Annotated in this window: 18 protein-coding genes; 8 read left to right on the top strand and 10 right to left on the bottom strand. The window is 67.8% G+C overall.

The genetic code is table 11. The annotated features are described in order from the left end of the window. Window positions 1–35: 35 nt before the first annotated feature. Genes pstC through phoB form a run of 5 tightly spaced genes read left to right on the top strand, consistent with a single transcriptional unit; the run spans window position 36 to window position 4,743 of the window. On the top strand, window positions 36–1,211 hold the full coding sequence (gene pstC, locus AC13C7_RS06970; protein ID WP_482867025.1) for a phosphate ABC transporter permease subunit PstC: 1,176 nt from the start codon (window positions 36–38) through the stop codon (window positions 1,209–1,211). After that, entirely contained in the window at window positions 1,208–2,527 is a 1,320-nt protein-coding gene (pstA, locus tag AC13C7_RS06965) for a phosphate ABC transporter permease PstA (RefSeq protein WP_482867024.1), read from the top strand. The genes pstC and pstA overlap by 4 nt, the downstream gene beginning before the upstream one ends. A gap of 12 nt (window positions 2,528–2,539) precedes the next feature. Then, window positions 2,540–3,331, top strand: coding sequence for a phosphate ABC transporter ATP-binding protein PstB (gene pstB / locus AC13C7_RS06960; RefSeq protein WP_172319165.1), 792 nt, complete (start codon window positions 2,540–2,542; stop codon window positions 3,329–3,331). Between the two features lie 19 nt (window positions 3,332–3,350). Continuing rightward, a complete protein-coding gene (gene phoU, locus AC13C7_RS06955; RefSeq protein WP_482867023.1) occupies window positions 3,351–4,067 on the top strand; it encodes a phosphate signaling complex protein PhoU in 717 nt (238 codons plus the stop codon). Beyond that, a complete protein-coding gene (gene phoB / locus AC13C7_RS06950) occupies window positions 4,057–4,743 on the top strand; it encodes a phosphate regulon transcriptional regulator PhoB (RefSeq protein WP_482867022.1) in 687 nt (228 codons plus the stop codon). The genes phoU and phoB overlap by 11 nt, the downstream gene beginning before the upstream one ends. On the opposite strand, the gene AC13C7_RS06945 is transcribed toward phoB, so the two are convergent. Continuing rightward, entirely contained in the window at window positions 4,735–5,661 is a 927-nt protein-coding gene (locus AC13C7_RS06945) for an amidohydrolase family protein (protein WP_482867021.1), read from the bottom strand. The genes phoB and AC13C7_RS06945 overlap by 9 nt on opposite strands. A gap of 66 nt (window positions 5,662–5,727) precedes the next feature. Here AC13C7_RS06945 and AC13C7_RS06940 point away from each other — a divergent pair, with 66 nt between their 5' ends. Beyond that, window positions 5,728–7,014, top strand: a complete 1,287-nt coding sequence (locus tag AC13C7_RS06940) for an MFS transporter (protein WP_482867020.1) — start codon at window positions 5,728–5,730, stop codon at window positions 7,012–7,014. A gap of 8 nt (window positions 7,015–7,022) precedes the next feature. On the opposite strand, the gene AC13C7_RS06935 is transcribed toward AC13C7_RS06940, so the two are convergent. Genes AC13C7_RS06935 through AC13C7_RS06895 form a run of 9 tightly spaced genes read right to left on the bottom strand, consistent with a single transcriptional unit; the run spans window position 7,023 to window position 13,890 of the window. After that, window positions 7,023–7,415 carry a CBS domain-containing protein gene (locus tag AC13C7_RS06935; protein ID WP_474888194.1) on the bottom strand — a complete coding sequence of 131 codons (393 nt, stop codon included), beginning with the start codon at window positions 7,413–7,415 and terminating at the stop codon, window positions 7,023–7,025. Then, window positions 7,412–7,585: a hypothetical protein gene (locus AC13C7_RS06930; RefSeq protein WP_172319155.1), complete on the bottom strand. Its 174-nt coding sequence runs from the start codon at window positions 7,583–7,585 to the stop codon at window positions 7,412–7,414. The genes AC13C7_RS06935 and AC13C7_RS06930 overlap by 4 nt, the downstream gene beginning before the upstream one ends. A gap of 16 nt (window positions 7,586–7,601) precedes the next feature. After that, window positions 7,602–8,573: an FAD:protein FMN transferase gene (locus tag AC13C7_RS06925; protein ID WP_482867019.1), complete on the bottom strand. Its 972-nt coding sequence runs from the start codon at window positions 8,571–8,573 to the stop codon at window positions 7,602–7,604. A gap of 3 nt (window positions 8,574–8,576) precedes the next feature. Then, window positions 8,577–9,800 (bottom strand): NADH:ubiquinone reductase (Na(+)-transporting) subunit F, encoded by a 1,224-nt coding sequence (nqrF, locus tag AC13C7_RS06920; protein ID WP_482867018.1) that lies wholly within the window; start codon window positions 9,798–9,800, stop codon window positions 8,577–8,579. Continuing rightward, window positions 9,797–10,411, bottom strand: coding sequence for an NADH:ubiquinone reductase (Na(+)-transporting) subunit E (gene nqrE, locus AC13C7_RS06915; RefSeq protein WP_172319148.1), 615 nt, complete (start codon window positions 10,409–10,411; stop codon window positions 9,797–9,799). The genes nqrF and nqrE overlap by 4 nt, the downstream gene beginning before the upstream one ends. Then, window positions 10,408–11,073 carry an NADH:ubiquinone reductase (Na(+)-transporting) subunit D gene (locus AC13C7_RS06910; RefSeq protein ID WP_482867017.1) on the bottom strand — a complete coding sequence of 222 codons (666 nt, stop codon included), beginning with the start codon at window positions 11,071–11,073 and terminating at the stop codon, window positions 10,408–10,410. The genes nqrE and AC13C7_RS06910 overlap by 4 nt, the downstream gene beginning before the upstream one ends. Before the next feature lie 3 nt (window positions 11,074–11,076). Further along, complete coding sequence (nqrC, locus tag AC13C7_RS06905; protein WP_172319144.1) at window positions 11,077–11,871, bottom strand: NADH:ubiquinone reductase (Na(+)-transporting) subunit C; 795 nt, start codon at window positions 11,869–11,871, stop codon at window positions 11,077–11,079. Continuing rightward, window positions 11,858–12,640, bottom strand: coding sequence for an RnfABCDGE type electron transport complex subunit D (locus AC13C7_RS06900; RefSeq protein ID WP_172319142.1), 783 nt, complete (start codon window positions 12,638–12,640; stop codon window positions 11,858–11,860). The genes nqrC and AC13C7_RS06900 overlap by 14 nt, the downstream gene beginning before the upstream one ends. Continuing rightward, entirely contained in the window at window positions 12,637–13,890 is a 1,254-nt protein-coding gene (locus AC13C7_RS06895; RefSeq protein ID WP_482867016.1) for a Na(+)-translocating NADH-quinone reductase subunit A, read from the bottom strand. Before AC13C7_RS06895 ends, AC13C7_RS06900 begins: the two co-directional genes overlap by 4 nt. A 199-nt stretch (window positions 13,891–14,089) precedes the next feature. On the opposite strand from AC13C7_RS06895, the gene AC13C7_RS06890 reads away from it, so the two are divergent. Further along, window positions 14,090–15,280: a cytochrome c3 family protein gene (locus AC13C7_RS06890; RefSeq protein ID WP_482867015.1), complete on the top strand. Its 1,191-nt coding sequence runs from the start codon at window positions 14,090–14,092 to the stop codon at window positions 15,278–15,280. Between the two features lie 23 nt (window positions 15,281–15,303). Next, a complete protein-coding gene (locus tag AC13C7_RS06885) occupies window positions 15,304–16,461 on the top strand; it encodes a cation:proton antiporter (RefSeq protein ID WP_482867014.1) in 1,158 nt (385 codons plus the stop codon). Window positions 16,462–16,697: the final 236 nt, after the last annotated feature.

Raw genomic sequence — 16,697 nt, 5'->3', positions numbered from 1 at the left:
TGTCCTGCCCCCACTCCTTTTGACGGATCCCCGATATGCCGCTTCTCTGGATCATCGCCGCCACTCTCGCCCTTGGCGCTGCAGGCTACTGGCTTGGCCGCGCGCGCGCCCTGCGTCTGACCGGGGGCAGTCCCGCCGCGCTGCATTCCCTGCCGCATGCCTATGGCGCGATCACCGCGCTGGCGGCCCTGATCCCCGGGTTTGCCCTGCTGGTCCTGGCGCTCATGGCCTGGCCCGGCGGCACGATCCTGGCCCCGGTCCTGGCCGTGATCGGCCTTGGCCTCGCGCTGATCCGCATCACGCCCGATTTCCGCGCCCGCACGGCGTTGGAGCGCTGCATCCTCGCGGGCCTCATCACCGCCTCCTCCATCGCGATCCTGACGACCTTCGGTATCGTCGCCTCGATGCTGGTGGAAACGGCGGATTTCTTCAGCCTCTACCCCTGGCAGCAGTTCTTCTTTGGCCTGGAATGGATCCCCAGTTTCGAGGGCGGCTCCGAGCTTGGCCTGATCCCGTTGCTTTGGGGCACGCTCTACATCACCTTCATCGCGCTTCTGGTGGCCGTTCCCGTCGGGCTTTTCGCGGCGATCTACATGGCCGAATATGCGGGCCCGCGCTTTCGCGCCATCGCCAAGCCGCTGATCGAGGTTCTGGCGGGCATTCCCACCATCGTCTACGGCCTTTTCGCGCTGATCACGGTCGGGCCGCTGCTGCGCGACTGGTTCGCGGCACCGATGGGGCTTGGCACCTCGTCCTCCTCGGTGATGACGGCGGGGCTGGTCATGGGCATCATGCTCATTCCCTTCGTCTCGTCCCTGTCGGACGACATCATCAACGCGGTCCCGCAATCTTTACGTGACGGGGCCTACGGGCTTGGGGCCACGCAATCCGAGACCGTGCGCCAGGTGATTCTGCCCGCGGCCCTTCCGGGCATTGTCGGCGCGGTCCTTCTGGCGACATCGCGCGCCATCGGCGAGACCATGATCGTGGTGATGGGGGCAGGGGCGGCGGCGCGTCTCAGCCTCAACCCGTTCGAGGCGATGACCACCGTGACCGTCAAGATCGTGGGCCAGTTAACGGGGGACACCGATTTTTCCAGCCCCGAGGCGCTGGTTGCCTTCGCGCTTGGCCTGACCCTCTTCGCGATCACGCTCTGCCTCAACATCCTCGCGCTTTACATCGTGCGCCGCTACCGGGAGCAGTATGAATGACCCAGACCAGTTCCCTTCTGACCGCCGACCCGCGCACCAGGGCCCGCAATCGCGCCGAGGCCCGGTTCCGTGCCTTCGGCCTTGCCGCCGTGATCACCGGGCTGGCGGCGCTGGCGCTTCTGGTGATCTCGGTCATCGGCAACGGCGCGGGCGCGTTCCGCCAGACCTACCTGACCATCCCCGTGACGCTGAGTGCCGACCGGCTGGACCCCGATGGCAACCGCGACCCCGCCGAAATGGCCCGCGTAACGACCTTCGGCTACGCGCCCCTGCTGGCGCAATCCTTGCAGATGCACCTGCAAGCCGAGGGGATCGACCTGACCGGAGTCAGCCCGCAGGCCCTGATGGGCATGATCAGCCAGGAGGCCCCGGCGCAGGTCCGCGCCATGGTGCTGGCCAACCCCGACATCCTGGGCGAGACGCTGGAGCTTGAGATGCTGGCAAGTGGCCGGATCGACGGCTATTTCAAGGGCCGCGTGACGCTGGAAAGCGCCGAGCGCGACGCCAATGTCAGCCCCGCACAGATCCGGCTGGCGCAGGCGATGGCCGATGCCGGCATGATGGAGACGCGATGGAACTGGGCCTTCCTGACCGGCCCCGATGCCTCGGACCAGCGGCCCGAGGCGGCGGGGCTTGGCGTGGCGATCCTGGGCTCGCTCTACATGATCGGGGTGGTTCTTGTGCTGGCGCTGCCGATCGGCGTCGCGGCCTCGATCTATCTTGAGGAATTCGCCCCCAAGAACCGCCTGACCGATATCATCGAGGTCAATATCTCGAACCTCGCCGCCGTGCCCTCGATCGTCTTCGGCATCCTCGGCCTCGCGATCTTCATCAACCTCGCGGGGCTGCCGCAATCGGCCCCCATCGTCGGCGGTCTCGTCCTGACGCTGATGACGCTGCCGACCATCATCATCGCCACTCGCGCCGCCCTGCGCGCCGTGCCGCCCTCGATCCGCTCCGCGGCGCTTGGTCTTGGCGCGTCGAAAATGCAGGCGGTGTTCCACCATGTGCTGCCGCTGGCCGCCCCCGGTATCCTGACCGGCACCATCCTGGGTCTTGCGCAGGCGCTTGGCGAAACCGCGCCCTTGTTGCTTATTGGCATGGTGGCCTTCGTGCGCGAATATCCCGACATGCCGCCCGAGGGGCTGTTCGATCCCGCCTCGGCGCTGCCGGTGCAGGTCTATAACTGGACACAGCGCGCCGATCCGGGTTTCGTCGAACGCGCGGCGGGGGCGACCATCGTGCTGCTGGTCTTCCTGGTCGCCATGAACCTGATCGCGGTGCTGTTGCGCCGCCGCTTTGAACGCCGCTGGTAAGAGGGGCATGAGATGAGAGATATGACCGTGACAGATGCCACCGTGACCGCCTCCAAATTCTCGGCGCAGGGCGTCGACGTCTTCTATGGCGACACCCACGCCATCAAGGGCGTCGATGTCGAGATCCCCGACAAGACCGTGACCGCCTTCATCGGGCCGTCGGGCTGTGGCAAATCCACCTTTCTGCGCTGCCTGAACCGGATGAACGACACCATCGACACCGCCCGCGTGACCGGCACGATCCTGCTGGATAACGAGGATATCCACGCCCCCGGCGTAGACCCCGTTCAACTGCGCGCCAAGGTCGGCATGGTGTTCCAGAAGCCCAACCCGTTCCCCAAGTCGATCTATGACAACGTGGCCTATGGCCCGCGCATCCACGGCCTGGCGCGTAACAAGGCCGAACTGGACGAGATCGTCGAGACATCCCTGCGCCGCGCCGCGCTGTGGGAGGAGGTCAAGGACCGCCTGGCGGCCCCCGGCACCGGCCTTTCGGGCGGCCAGCAACAGCGCCTGTGCATCGCGCGCGCGATTGCCACCGGGCCGGAGGTTCTGCTGATGGATGAGCCCTGTTCGGCGCTCGACCCCATCGCCACGGCACAGGTGGAGCAACTGATCGACGAATTGCGCAGCCGGTTTTCCGTGGTGATCGTGACCCATTCCATGGCGCAGGCCAGCCGCGTCAGCCAGAGGACGGCATTCTTTCACCTCGGCGAACTGGTCGAGATCGGCGATACCGAGCATATCTTCACCACGCCCAGTGACCCGCGCACGGAATCCTACATCACCGGCCGCATCGGCTGAGCCACCCCGGAGAGACGAGATGGAAAACCAGACACATATCCTGCGCGCCTTCGACCGCGACCTGGAGGGGATTCAGGCCAGCATCATGAAGATGGGCGGGCTGGTCGAGGCGGCAATATCGGATGCTGCGAAGGCGCTGGAAACCCGCGACGCGGAGCTTGCCCAGAAGGTCAGGGCAGGCGACAAACCCATCGACGCGCTGGAACATGCCGTCAACGAGGACGCGGCCCGTATCCTCGCGCTGCGCCAACCCATCGCGGGCGATTTGCGCACTGTGCTGACGGTCTTCCGCCTCTCCGGCGCGCTGGAGCGGATGGGCGATTACGCCAAGAACATCGCCAAGCGCACCGGCGTGTTGATGGAGATGGACGAGATCGAGGGCACGACGAAATCGCTGCGCCGCATGGCCCGGCTGGTGGAACTGATGCTGAAGGACGCGCTGGACGCCTATATCCAGCGTGACGTCGATCTTGCCCGCGACGTGCGCGACCGCGATCTTGAGGTGGACCAGATGTATTCGGGCCTGTTCCGCGAATACCTGACCTTCATGATGGAGGATCCGCGCAACATCACGCCCTGCATGCACCTGCATTTCATCGCCAAGAACATCGAGCGCATGGGCGATCACGTCACCTCGATCTGCGAACAGGTAATCTACCTTGTCGACGGGGCCTACCCGGACGACGACCGCGAGAAGGGCGATGCCACCGCGACGGGGGCGCCGGATGCCGGGTGAGCCGCTGATCCTCGTGGTCGAGGATGAGGCGGCGCAGCGCGAGGTGCTGGCCTATAACCTGCGCGCCGAAGGATATGAGGTGGCATCGGCGGATGCGGGCGATATCGCGCTGGACCTCGTGCGTGAGACCCCGCCCGACCTGATCGTGCTGGACTGGATGTTGCCGCATGTCTCGGGCCTGGAAATCTGCCGCCAGTTGAAGACCGGCAAGGACACCCGCGCGATTCCCGTCATCATGCTGAGCGCCCGCTCGGAAGAGGTCGACAAGGTGCGCGGGCTGGAAACCGGGGCCGATGATTACATGATCAAGCCCTATTCGGTGGCCGAGCTGCTGGCACGCATCCGCACCCAGTTGCGCCGCACCCGCCCCGCCGCCGTGGGCGAGGTGCTGAGCTATGGCGACATCGCCATGGACATGACCGAACACCGGGTCAGCCGGAACGGGCGGGAGGTCTCGCTCGGGCCGACCGAATACCGGTTGCTGGCCGTGTTCCTGGAGCGCCCCGGCAGGGTCTGGAGCCGCGATCAGTTGCTCGACCGGGTCTGGGGCCGCGATGTCTATGTCGATACCCGCACGGTCGATGTCCATATCGGGCGGCTGCGCAAGGCGCTTGGCGCGGCGGGCGGCGAAGACCCCATCCGCACGGTGCGCGGCGCGGGTTATGCACTAGGTTAAGGTCAGACTGTAAGTATTTGTTGCTGAGTGATAAAAAACACTTTTGCGGTCGTGATCCGGCACTTGATCCGCGACCGCCTTCAGGCAAGTTTCATAGTGCGCGGCCAGCTTTTCCACCGGGTAATTGCTGCCCCACATGACCCGTCCCGCGCCGAACTCCGCCAGAATATGCCCGATATGCGGGGCGAAGGCGCCGGTCTCGGCCCAATCGGGCCGGAACATGCCGAAGCCCGACAGCTTGATACAGGTCCGGGGCCGCGCGGCCATCATCGCCACGGCCTCTTTCCAGCGCGCGAACCCGGCGGGGCTGGCATCATGCGGGCTGAGCGCATGGTCGATGATCACGGTGAGGTCGGGGGTGGCGGCCAGCGCCTCGCACGCGGCCCCGGCCTGTTCGGGGTAGAGTTGCAGGTCGAAGGACAGCCCGAGGCCCTCGATCCGCTTCAGCCCCTCGCGCCACTGCGCATCCGCCAGGAAATCCCGTGGCGCGAAGCTCAGCCCCGGATTGCCCTCCAACCGCGCCACGATCTGCCGCACGCCGCGAAAGCCGGGATAGCTGCCATGCCGCGCCAGCAGATCGCCCAGATCGGGGGCGCTGAGATCGGCGAGCCCGATAATGGCCACCGCATGGCCCGCCGCATCCGCCTCGGCCTGCACAAAGGCGGTTTCCGCCACCGGATCGGGCAGGGCGCCATCGGTCTGGACATGAACCGAGGCGCGGGGGCGTGTCTTGGCCTCGTTCAGGAACTCCGCCATCAGGTAATCGCGCTGGATCGGGGTCGGGTCGCCAAAGGGCTTCGCCGCACCGATATCGCGCAGCCAGCCATAGCCGATCTCGGCCCCGCGCGTCTCGGGCGCCCAGATGTGATGATGGGCGTCGATATAGCCCGAGGGCAGGGCGAAAACGGATGCGGACATGGAACTTCTCCGGCGTGGGGCTATTCTCTCTCTATTGCGTAGCGCCTGATTTCAAAAGGGACCAGTATGGCCGATACCAGTTTTGAGGAAACCCTGTTCGAGGCGCTGACCGACGAAAGCGACAGCCCCGGCGACCTCACGGACGCGGCGCGGGCGCATGAGGCGGGCAGTTTCCTGCGCCATGCCGGGTCGCTCTCGATGACCAAGATCGCCGACGGGCTGATCGACCCGAAACTGGTGCTGTCCTGGCTCCTGACGCATCTGGGGGCCTCCAGCCTCTTCGTGGGCCTGCTTGTTCCGATCCGCGAGGCGGGTGCGCTGCTGCCACAACTGTTCGCGGCCCCGCGTGTTCATGCGATGGCGCGGCGCAAATGGGCCTGGGTGGCGGGCTCGGTCGGGCAGGGGGCGGCGGCGGCGGGGATCGTGCTTGCGGCGCTGACGCTCTCGGGCGCGGCGGCGGGGGCCGCGATCTGCGCGCTTCTGGCGGTGCTGGCGGTCAGCCGCAGCATCTGTTCGGTCAGCTACAAGGACATCCTGGGCAAGACCGTCGACAAGGGGCGGCGCGGCTCGGCCAAGGGGCTGGCCAGTTCGGTGGGTGCGGGGGCGGTCGTGCTCTTCGCGCTCCTGCTCATGTCGGGCTGGATCTCGCGGGTCGGTCTGGTGATCGGCGCGGTGTCTTTGGCCGCAATACTGTGGGGCTGTGCGGCGCTGCTTTTTTCAACCCTGCATGAGGACCCCGCACCGGGCGAGGCCGGGGAGGGCGCACCGCTTGGGCAATTGTCGCTATTGCGCGAAGATCCGCAGCTGACCCGCTTCATCCTCGCGCGCGGGCTCTTGACCGCCACGGCGCTGGCCCCGCCATACCTGGTGCTTCTGGGGGCGCAAGCCGGGCAGGGCACGTTCGACCGGCTTGGCGCGCTGGTGCTGGCCTCGTCCATTGCGGCCTTCCTCAGCTCCTATATCTGGGGCCGGATCGCGGATCGCTCCAGCCGCAAGGTGTTGATCCTGTCGGGCCTTGTCGGCGGCGTGGCGCTGGCGGGGGCTGTGGCGCTGGATCTCGCCGGGCTTTCCGGCACGATCTGGGCGCTGCCGCTGGTCCTCTTCACCCTGATGCTCGCCTATCACGGCGTGCGGCAGGGGCGCTCAACCTACCTGGTCGACATGGCCCCCGAGGACAGACGCGCGGCCTATACGGCGGTGTCCAACACCGTGATCGGGATCGTGCTGCTTGGCTCGGGCCTGTTCGGCGCGCTGGCCTCCATCGCCGGAGCGGTCGTGACGCTGACGGCCTTCGCCGCGATGTCGCTGGCCGCCGTCTGGGTCGCCTACGGGCTGGACGAGGTCGAGGGGTAGGCGCGCGCTCAGCCGATCCGCGTCAGCAGCGCCAGAACGTCCGAGCGGCGCAGCAGGCCAACCACCCGCGCGCCATCGAGGACCGGAAACACCCGATGCGGCTGGTCGAGGAACATCTCGGCCACGCGGATCACTTCGTCGCCGGCCTCGACCGAGACCACCTCGCGCGACATGTGATCGGCCACGCGCCCCGTCCATTCCCGGTGATAGCTGGCATGCAGCGCGGGGCGGAAGCAGTCCTTCTGCGTCAAGATGCCGATCAGCCGCCCGTCATCGCCAAGCACCGGCGCGGCGGGGGATTTCGCATCGACCAGCGCCGCCACCGCGCGCCGGATCGGTGTCTCGGCGGTCAGGGTCGGCGGGTCTGCGCGCATGATCGAACGCACCAGGTATTGCGTCATTTCCGGCCCTCCCGCGCCGCGCGGCGCAGCGGGCAATCCTCGCAGCGGTCCTTGGCGAGGCGGTCGGTTGCGCCGCAGCTTGAGCGCACGGGTCCGCGCCCGAAGGCCAGCCCAAGCCCGATGCCGCCCGCCGCCAGGGCGGTGATCGCGATGGCGAAGATCAGTTCCACTGGTGGGTTCCCTCCGTCACAGGATCAAGTCCCGGATCGCGCCGCTGCGATGCTGGCGCAGCCCGTCATCCGTTTCAAACAGGAACAGCGCCGCGATGTCTCGGGTCGCGGCCAGGTCCGGCCCGCCCTCATCGCCCGCCGCGAAAAGCGCCGTGGCCCAGGCATCCGCCGTCATCGCATCGCCTGCCGCCACCGTCACGGACCGCAACCGCCCCGACGCGGGCGCGCGGGTCTCCGGGTCGATGATATGGCTGTAGAGGCGCCCGTTCAGAACATAGCTCTGTGCCCGCACGCCCGAGGTCGCGACCGCCATGCCGGGGGGCAGGCGCAGGGCCTGCGTGGGGGGCTGCGCGGGCAGGGGGGATTCCACCGCGATGCGCCAGTCGCGCCCCTCGGGATGGGTGCCGAGCGCCACGAACTCGCCGCCAAGGTCAAGCAGCATGTCGGTGACGCCCTCCGCCCGCGCCAGATCCGCCGCGCGGTCCAGCGCCCAACCCTTGGCAATACCGCAAAGGTCCAGCGTCAGGTCGCCGCGCGCCTTGGTCAGCCCCTCGGGTGCGATGGCGATGCCGCGCCAGCCGGGTGCGCCGGTGCCGCCGATCGGGCCAAACCCCCATTGCGCCACCAGCGGCCCGACGGTCGGGTCAAAGGCCCCCTCGCTCTGCCGCGCGATGTCCAGCGCCGCTGCCGTCACCTGAGCGATTTCGGGCTCCACCGCCTGCGCGCCCGCGGGCGCGGCGTTGATCCGGCTGATCCCGCTATCCCTGCGCCAGGGCGAGAACTGCGCGTCGATCCGGGCGAAAAGCACCTCGATTGCGGGGCCGAGACGGGTGGGGGTGTCCCTCCCGGCAATCCGCCAGCCGGTCCCGAAGGCGTTGCCGCCGAGCGTATCGAGGTTCGACGCCAGCCCCGCGCGCGGCAAGGCAAGTGCGGCCCCGATCAGCCCGAGGGCGGCGCGGCGCGTGATCATGTTGGCGCGTGTCATCATCGGTCAGGCTCCGAAATCGTCGTAGAAGATCAAGGCGGGCTCAACCCCGAGCCGCGCCAGCGTGGACAGGACCGCCGAGATCATCACCGGCGGGCCGCAGAGGTAGTATTCGCATTCCTCGGGGGCAGGGTGGCCCGCCATCTCGGCGCGCAGGATCTCGTGCACGAAGCCGGTGGCCCCGGTCCAGCGGTCGCCCGGCGCGGGGTCGGACAGCGCCGGGGTCCAGCTGAAATGGTCGTGGCGCGCCGCCAGCGTGCTGAATTCCTCGGTATAGAACAGGTCGGCCGCGGTGCGCGCGCCGTAGAAATAGCGGATGCGCCGGTCGCTGCCGCGCCCCAGTTCCTGGTGGATCATCGCGCGCAGGGGGGCCATGCCGACACCGCCGCCGACATAGACCATCTCGCGCCCCGTGGGCTGGACGTGGAAATCCCCGAAGGGGCCGGAAAGGGTGATCTGATCCCCCGGCGCGACCGAGAACAGCCAGGACGAGACCACGCCCGGCGGGATCTCCTCCTCCTGGCCCGCGGGCGGCACCGCGAGGCGGATGTTGAACACCGCGCGTCCGGCATCCTCGGGGCGGCTGGCCAGTGAATAGGCCCGCGTCACGACCGCGCTTGAGCGGCTGCGCAGGGCCCGCCACCCCGCGATCTCCCAGGCGTCCCGAAAGGCGGACGGCACGTCGAGATCGGCGAAATCCAGCGTGTAGGGCGGGGCGGTGATCTGCATGAAGTCGCCCGCGCGGAACTCGGTCGGGTGATCCTCGGGCAGCTCGACCACGATCTCGCGGATGAGCGGTGCCAGCATCCGGGTCGAGGCCACCGTGCAGACCGTCCCGCCCCCCGCGGTCAGCGCGTTTTCGGGCACCTGCACCGCGCAGTCGCCATGCAGGCTGGTCTGGCAGGCCAGGCGGACCCGCGCCCGCCGTTCCTGCGGCGACAGCAGCGCACGCTCGGTCGCCTGGGTTTCTCCGGCCCCCTCGCCGGTGACCGTCACCCGGCACTGCCCGCAGGTTCCGACACCGCCGCAGGCCGCCGGGATCCGGATGTCGGCATTGTGCAGAACCGCCAGCAGCTTGGCACCGCGCCGCGCCACCAGGTGCAGCGCCTCGTTGACCGTGATGTCGATGCCGCCATCGGGGATCAGGCGCCGCCGCGCGGCCAGAAGCCCTGCGGCCAGTCCGACGACAAGCGCCACGATGATCAGGCTTCCCAGCAGAACCTCGGTCATTGCGCCGCCGCCATCTGTGTGAAGGAAGCAAAGCCAAGCGACATCAGGCCGGTGAGGACGAAGGCGATGCCGAGCCCCCTCAACCCGGCCGGCAGGTCGGCATAGGCCAGCCGCACCCGGATCGCGCTCAGCATCACCACGGCCACGAAAAACCCGACGCCGCTGCCGAACCCGAAGACGGCGGACTGGGCGAAATTGTAGCTGCGCTCGACCATGAACAGGCTGCCGCCCAGGATGACGCATTGCACGGTCAAGAGCGGCAGGAAGACGCCAAAGGCCGCGTGGATGCGCGGAAAGTAGCGATCCAGCACCATCTCCAGCAGCTGCACGATCGCCGCGATCACCCCGATAAAGGCGATGAGCGCGAGATAGGAGAGGTCCAGCTCCGGCCTGCCCGCCCATGCCCAGGCGCCGGGTGCGAGGACCGCCTGGTAGATCAGGTGGTTCAGCGGCACCGACACGCCAAGCACGAAGGTCATCGCCACGCCGAGCCCGATCGCGCTTTCGGTTCGCCGCGACAGCGCCAGGAAGGTGCAAAGCCCCAGGAACAGCGTCAGCGGCATGTTATCGACGAAAGCCGCAAGCAAAAACAGGTTCCAGGCATCGCTCATTGCGCGGGCTCCATCCGTTCCGGGGGCGCGTGCTCGGGGGCCTCGGCCTGTTCGGGCCGGATCGAACGGATCGCCCAGACCATCCCGCCCAGAAGAAAGAACCCCGAAGGCGCCAGCAGCATCAGGCTGAGCGGCGTGAACCAGCCGCCCTGATCGGCCAGCGGCAGCACCTGCGCCCCGAACAGCTCGCCCTTGCCGAACAGCTCGCGCAGGCCGCCGAGGATCATGAGGATCAGCGAATAGCCAAGGCCATAGCCGAAGCCATCGACCATCGACGGCAGCGGCGGGTTGTGGCTGGCATAGGTTTCGGTCCGGGCCATCACCACGCAATTGGTGGTGATCAGCCAGACATAGACCGACAGCGCCCGGCTGATCTCGGCGAAATAGGCCTGCAGGAACTGGTCGATGACGATCACCATCGCCGCGATGATCACGATCTGCACGATCATCCGGATGGTGTCGGGAATGTGCCGCCGGATCAGGCTGATGATACCGCAAGACAGCGTGACCACGATCGTCAACGACACCGACATGGTCAGCGCCGTGGCCAGCGTCGTCGTGACCGCCAGCGCCGAGCAGAGGCCGAGGATCTGCAAGGTGACCGGGTTCTGCCGGATCAGCGGTTCGGTCAGGGTTTTCCAGTACGGGGCGCGGGCGACCATGGCTCAGAACTCCCCGCGCTCGATGGCGTCCAGCAGGGGCCCGTAGCCATCCGGCCCGAGCCAGAAACGCACCATCTGCGTCACGCCCCGCCCGGTGCGTGTGGCCCCGGTGATGCCATCGACCTCGTGCACGCCCGAGGCGGGGCCGCGCGCGACGCGAAAGCGCAACTCGCCGCTCGCGTCGCGCAATTCGGTGCCCGGAAAGCTGGCCCGCCACGAGCTCTCCTCGATCCGCGCGCCCAATCCCGGCGTTTCCGAGTGCTGCGTGACGGCGATACCGGCGATCGTGTTCATGTCGCCGCGCAGCGCCATGATGGCGTCGATGCGCCCGCCATAGCCCTGGCCGCTGAGCGGCAGCAGCAGCAGCGAAACGGTATCGCCGTCGCGCAGCAGATAGACCTGCACGAAGTTGGGCCGCTGGCCGAGCCCCGCGATGTTCTGACCGGCATCGAGCACGGTCCAGTTCGCGGGATCTGCGAGGGCCGCCTCCAGCGTGGCGGGCGTCACCTCCGCGGCGGCGCGGCCCCGGTCGAGGTCGATCACCACGGTCGAAAGCGTACCGCCCGATTGTTCCAGCAGGTCGCTCATGCCGGGAATGCCCTGCACCAGTGCGGCGATGCGGGCCTGTTCCTCGGCGGCGCGGTTGGCGGCCTGGATCGGGCGCAGCCAGACGGTCGCGCCGCTGACCAGCGCCGCCGAGATGGCCGAGACCAGGAAGGCCACCAGGATCGTCTTGGTGCGGCTTTCATTGGGCAGCGCCAGCAAGCGGCGCAGCGGGTTCCAGTCACGTGCGGCCATGTCGCCTCCTGCGTTGAGCGACCCAGAGCGCCAGCGCGGCTTCGTCCAGCAGCGGCGCGACGAGGGAGGTGAGCAGGGCGGCGGCGACAGCGATCTGCACCGGCGCGGCCCCGGTCCATTGCATGGCGAACATGACGACCAGCGCGGCATAAAGCGCGCCGCCCGTGACGCGGCCCAATTGCGTGGCGGGGCTGGTGACGGGGTCGGCGACCAGCAGCACAAGGGCGATGCCACCCGCGAAGATCACCGGATCGGGCAAGACCCCGGCCAAGACGGCGGCAATCGCCACCACACCGGCCCCCGCGAACAGGGCCAGCGGCATGACGCCGGTTGCCACGCCGATCAGCGCCGCCGGGATCGCCGCCCAGGCGACGGGATCGTCGAAACCGGGCCAGCCGAAGCCGGGAAAGCCGAAACCCAGGAAGGACAGCGTGACCGTCGCGGGATGCACCACGTTGCGGCCCCAGCCGCCGAAGACAAGCTCGCCCATCACCACGCCGAAACTGATGCCCAGGACCATGCGGAACGCGCCGAGCCCCTCGGGCGCCAGCATCGCGATGGCCAGCGCCGTCGAGATCGCGGCCAGCGAGGGCGGCTGCGCCCGCACCAGCATGAAGACGAGGTGCCAGACCGCCACGACCAGCAGCGCAAGGCCAAGCTGCGCCAGCGCGCCCGCGCCGCCGAACCACAGCCAGAACAGCATCAGCGGCAGGTAGGCGGCCAGCAGCAGCAGGGCCACGGTCTCGCGGGTCCAGAGGCCACGGGTCATGCGGCGGCCTCCGTGCGGATCCGGTCGAGCAGGGCGCGCAGTTGCGCCATCAGCGTGCCGCCCTCGGCCAGGACATAATCGGCCAGCGCGACGTCCTCCTCCAGCAGCGACAGCAGGCCGAGCCGGGTCGCGGTTTCCTCGTCGCCCGCGCCAAGCGCGCGCAGGAACGGCACGGCGGGCAGGGCACCCCCGAAAGCCTGTGTCAGCGCGGCCGAGGGAATGACGGGCCTGCCGATAACGGATCTTGTCAGCGCCGCGATCAGCCAATGCGGGCGGGGCCCTGCCTCTTCGCGCGGCAATACCGTGACCTGGCGGTGGCGCGGCGCCAGCCACTGCGCGACATGCCCGTCCAGCGGCGATCCCGACATCAGGACATGGGGGCCGGGCAGGGCGATACGCTGCGTGAGCTGCCGCAGGTCGGCACCGGGATGGGTGCGCACCATCCGCCCCTCGCGCAGGGCCGCCCCGGCAAGATGCACCAGCCGTGTCATCGGCAATTGGCCTGTCTCCACCAGCGCGCCGATGGCGGCCACATCCTCGGCGTGGATGTCCCAGACCGGGTTGTCCAGCGTGGCGGGGCAAAGCTGATGGATGCAGATCCCGGCGGAGCCTTGCGGATGGCGCCCTCCGCGCGGGACGATGCGGATGCGGTCATGATCGAGGTCGGGCGCGACCGGCCCGCAGACGATCACCACCCCCTCGGTCAGCCGGGTCAGGGCGTGCAGGCCACGGGCGAAATCCTCGTCGCGCCCCTCAACCGCCGATTGCGGGGCAGGGGCGAGGGGCCGCGTGTCGCTGGCCATGACGACGATTGCGGCGGGCGTCTCATCTTGCGCGGGCATGCCCCCGAAGGGCCGCCGCCTGAGCCATGGCCAGACGCCCGCGCCCTGCAGCAGCGCGCGCAACCCGCCAGCCATGTCGGCCCGGTCGGTCGCGTGGCGCTCAACGCCGCCATTCGCCTCGCGGAAGATCACCACCTCGGACAGTTTCTTTCCCGGCAGGAGCGACATCCGCGCGATGCGTCCCGCGATGGGCGCCGTGAAACAGATATCGGGCGCATGGCGCAGGCAGGCCACCGCCGCGCCTTGCGCAACAAGATCGCCCTCGGACACCAGCGGCGTGACATGCAGGTTGGCCCCGACAGGCGGGCGCACTGCCGCCTCCTCGGTCTGGACCTCCGCGATGTCGGGGGAGGCGGGCGGCGAGGAGAAAACCGGGCTCAGCCCGGCACGGGATATTGCAACTGCCATCCTGTCCCCACTCGATTACCTGACCAGAGGCTACGCCCTCGCGGCACGTCCCGACACATCCTGCGCGCACGGTAGCAAAGACAGGATGCAAGGGAATTGATTCACGTCAAGGCGGGGCAGGGTGGATTGATTAGCATCGCCCATGCGGCTTAGGCTCTCAGGGCGCGTGAATGTTTTGTGAACAAATCGAGGATCTGTCATGTCGATTTCATCCCATCTCTTCCCGTCCGGTCTGCGCGCGCGCGGATTTGTCATCGCGGTCTGGCTTGCCGCCATGATCGCCGGCGGGGCGGTCTTCGGCCAGACAACCGATACGGAGACGGGCGAGGAGGCGGTCATCCCCTTCGCGCTGCCGCAATCAGGGCCCTTCACGCCTGCCGAGATCGAGATCGGCAATGACCAGGCGATTGCCGACTGGTTCCGTTCGGCCCACGCCAACGCGGCCTCGCAAGCCTTCAGCCATTGGGACGACGAGGGCGAGATCAACGCCTCCTGCGCCACCTGCCATTCGGGCGAGGGGTTCCGCGATTTCCACGGGTTGGATGGCACGCCCGCGGGCGTCGTCGACGGCCCCATCAATGTCGGCGGTGTCGTGGATTGCGGCACCTGCCACAATGCCGGACTGGCGCAGATCGAGGAGATCACCTTTCCAAGTGGCGTCGTGCATCCCGTCCAGGGCGTCGAGGCTTCGTGCCTGACCTGTCACCAGGGGCGCTCCGCCGGGATCGACGTGGTCGAGGCCATCGCGGGGCTTCCGGATGATGAGCCGAATGCCGAACTGCGCTTCATCAATCCGCATTACGCCACCGCAGCCGCCACCTGGCTCGGCGGGTATGGCGCAGCGGGCTACCAGTACGAAGGGCAGGAATATTCCGGCCGCTTCTTCCACGCGCGGCCCGTGGCAAGCTGCAATTCCTGCCATCAGCCGCACACACTGGAGGTTGAATTCGAGCCCTGCCTGACCTGCCACCTGGCCGACAGCCCCCAGGAGATCCGCATCGCGCGGCAAAGCTATGACGGCAGTGGCGACACCTCGGTCGGCATCCGCTCGGACATCATGGCCAATGCCGATACGCTTCTGGGCCTGATCGAGGCCTATACCGTCGAGATCGCCGAGGCCCCGGTCATCTATGACGGCAACCGCTACCCGTATTTCTTCTCGGACGCCAATAATGACGGCGAGATCGACATGTCCGAAGGCCGCCCCGTCGCTTATTCCGCCTGGACGCCGCGATCCTTGCGCGCCGCCTTCAACTGGAAGCTGGTGACAGCCGATCCCGGCAACTACGCCCATAACCCGCAATATTCGCTGGAACTGCTCTATGACGCGATCGCCGATCTGAGCGGGCCCCTGGGCATCGACATGGACGCGTTGAACCTGCTGCGCTGACCGGACCCGGGAGGCCCCGCGCCATGGACCAGCCAGTCCTGCTGATCACGCTCGGCGTGCTGTTCCTGGGCGGGCTGGCCGCCGATCACATCGGGCGGATGACCCGGCTGCCGCGCGTGACGCTCTTGCTGCTGATCGGGCTCATGGCGGGGCAATCCGGGTTCAACCTGTTGCCAGCGCAGGCGCATGACTGGTTCGAGCCGATCTCGGTCGTGGCGCTGACCATGGTGGCCTTCCTGCTTGGGGCGGACCTGACGCGCGAGAACCTGTCGCTGCATGGCCGCGCGATCTTTGCCATCTCAATCATGATCGTGATCGGGACGGCGCTGATCGTCTGGGGCGGGCTCAGCCTCCTGGGGCTCGATCCGGGCCTGGCGCTGCTTCTGGGCGCGATTGCCACCGCGACGGCGCCCGCCGCCATGGCCGATGTGATCCGCCAATCGGGCCTGCGCAACAGCTTTACCGAGACGCTTGGCGGCATCGTCGCAATCGACGACGTCTGGGGCCTGATCCTCTTTGGCATCAGCCTGGCGCTGGTGCATGGCTCGGGCGGCTGGTCCGGGCCATTGGTGACGGCAGGCTACGAGATCGGCGGCGCGATCCTTCTGGGCCTGATCGTCGGCGGGCCTGCCGCGGCCTTGACGGGGCGCCTGAAACCCGGTGAGCCGCTGAGGACCGAGGCTTACGGGATCGTCTTCCTGACCGCCGGACTGGCACTGTGGTTCGAGGTGTCCTTCCTGATCGCAGGCATGACGGCGGGGGCGATGATCGCCAATTTCGCGCGCCACCACGACTATGCCTTCAACGAAATCGAGCAGATCGAACTGCCCTTCATGCTGCTCTTCTTCCTGCTGGCGGGTGCCTCGCTGGAGCTTGACGCGCTCTGGGCGCTCGGCTGGATCACGGCGGCCTATGTGGGCCTGCGCATCGTCGCGCGGCTGATCAGCGCCGAGATCGGGGCGCGGGTAGGGCGGGTGCCGGCCTCCGAGGTCCATCTCTATGGGCCGGCCCTGATGCCCCAGGCGGGTGTCGCGGTCGGCATGGCGTTGGTGGCCGCGGAAACCATGCCGGATTGGGCGGTGACGATCATGTCGCTGACGATTGCCTCGACCGTGGTGTTTGAAGTGATCGGCCCGCCGGTGACGCTGGCCGCGCTGCGCCGTCAGGCGCGGACCGCGTGAGGGATGCCGGTTGCGGTGTCAGGGATCGACAGGCGTGGCGCAAATATCCGAAATCGCAATCTGATAATCATGATTATGTAAATAATATGCACCCATACGGACGGGACTCTAGATCAAATACATGACGTTATATCAGACTATTAAGAAGCGTTGTTAAAGCGCTTTTGCCCAACCGCACCCCGCTTCAGTCACCACAGCCCGCCCCAAGACGGCAGCCCCCAAAAGCGCCGCACCAT

The organism is Alterinioella sp. B-7 (genome assembly GCF_056857775.1).
This window is presented reverse-complemented; position numbering and strand designations above follow the sequence as displayed.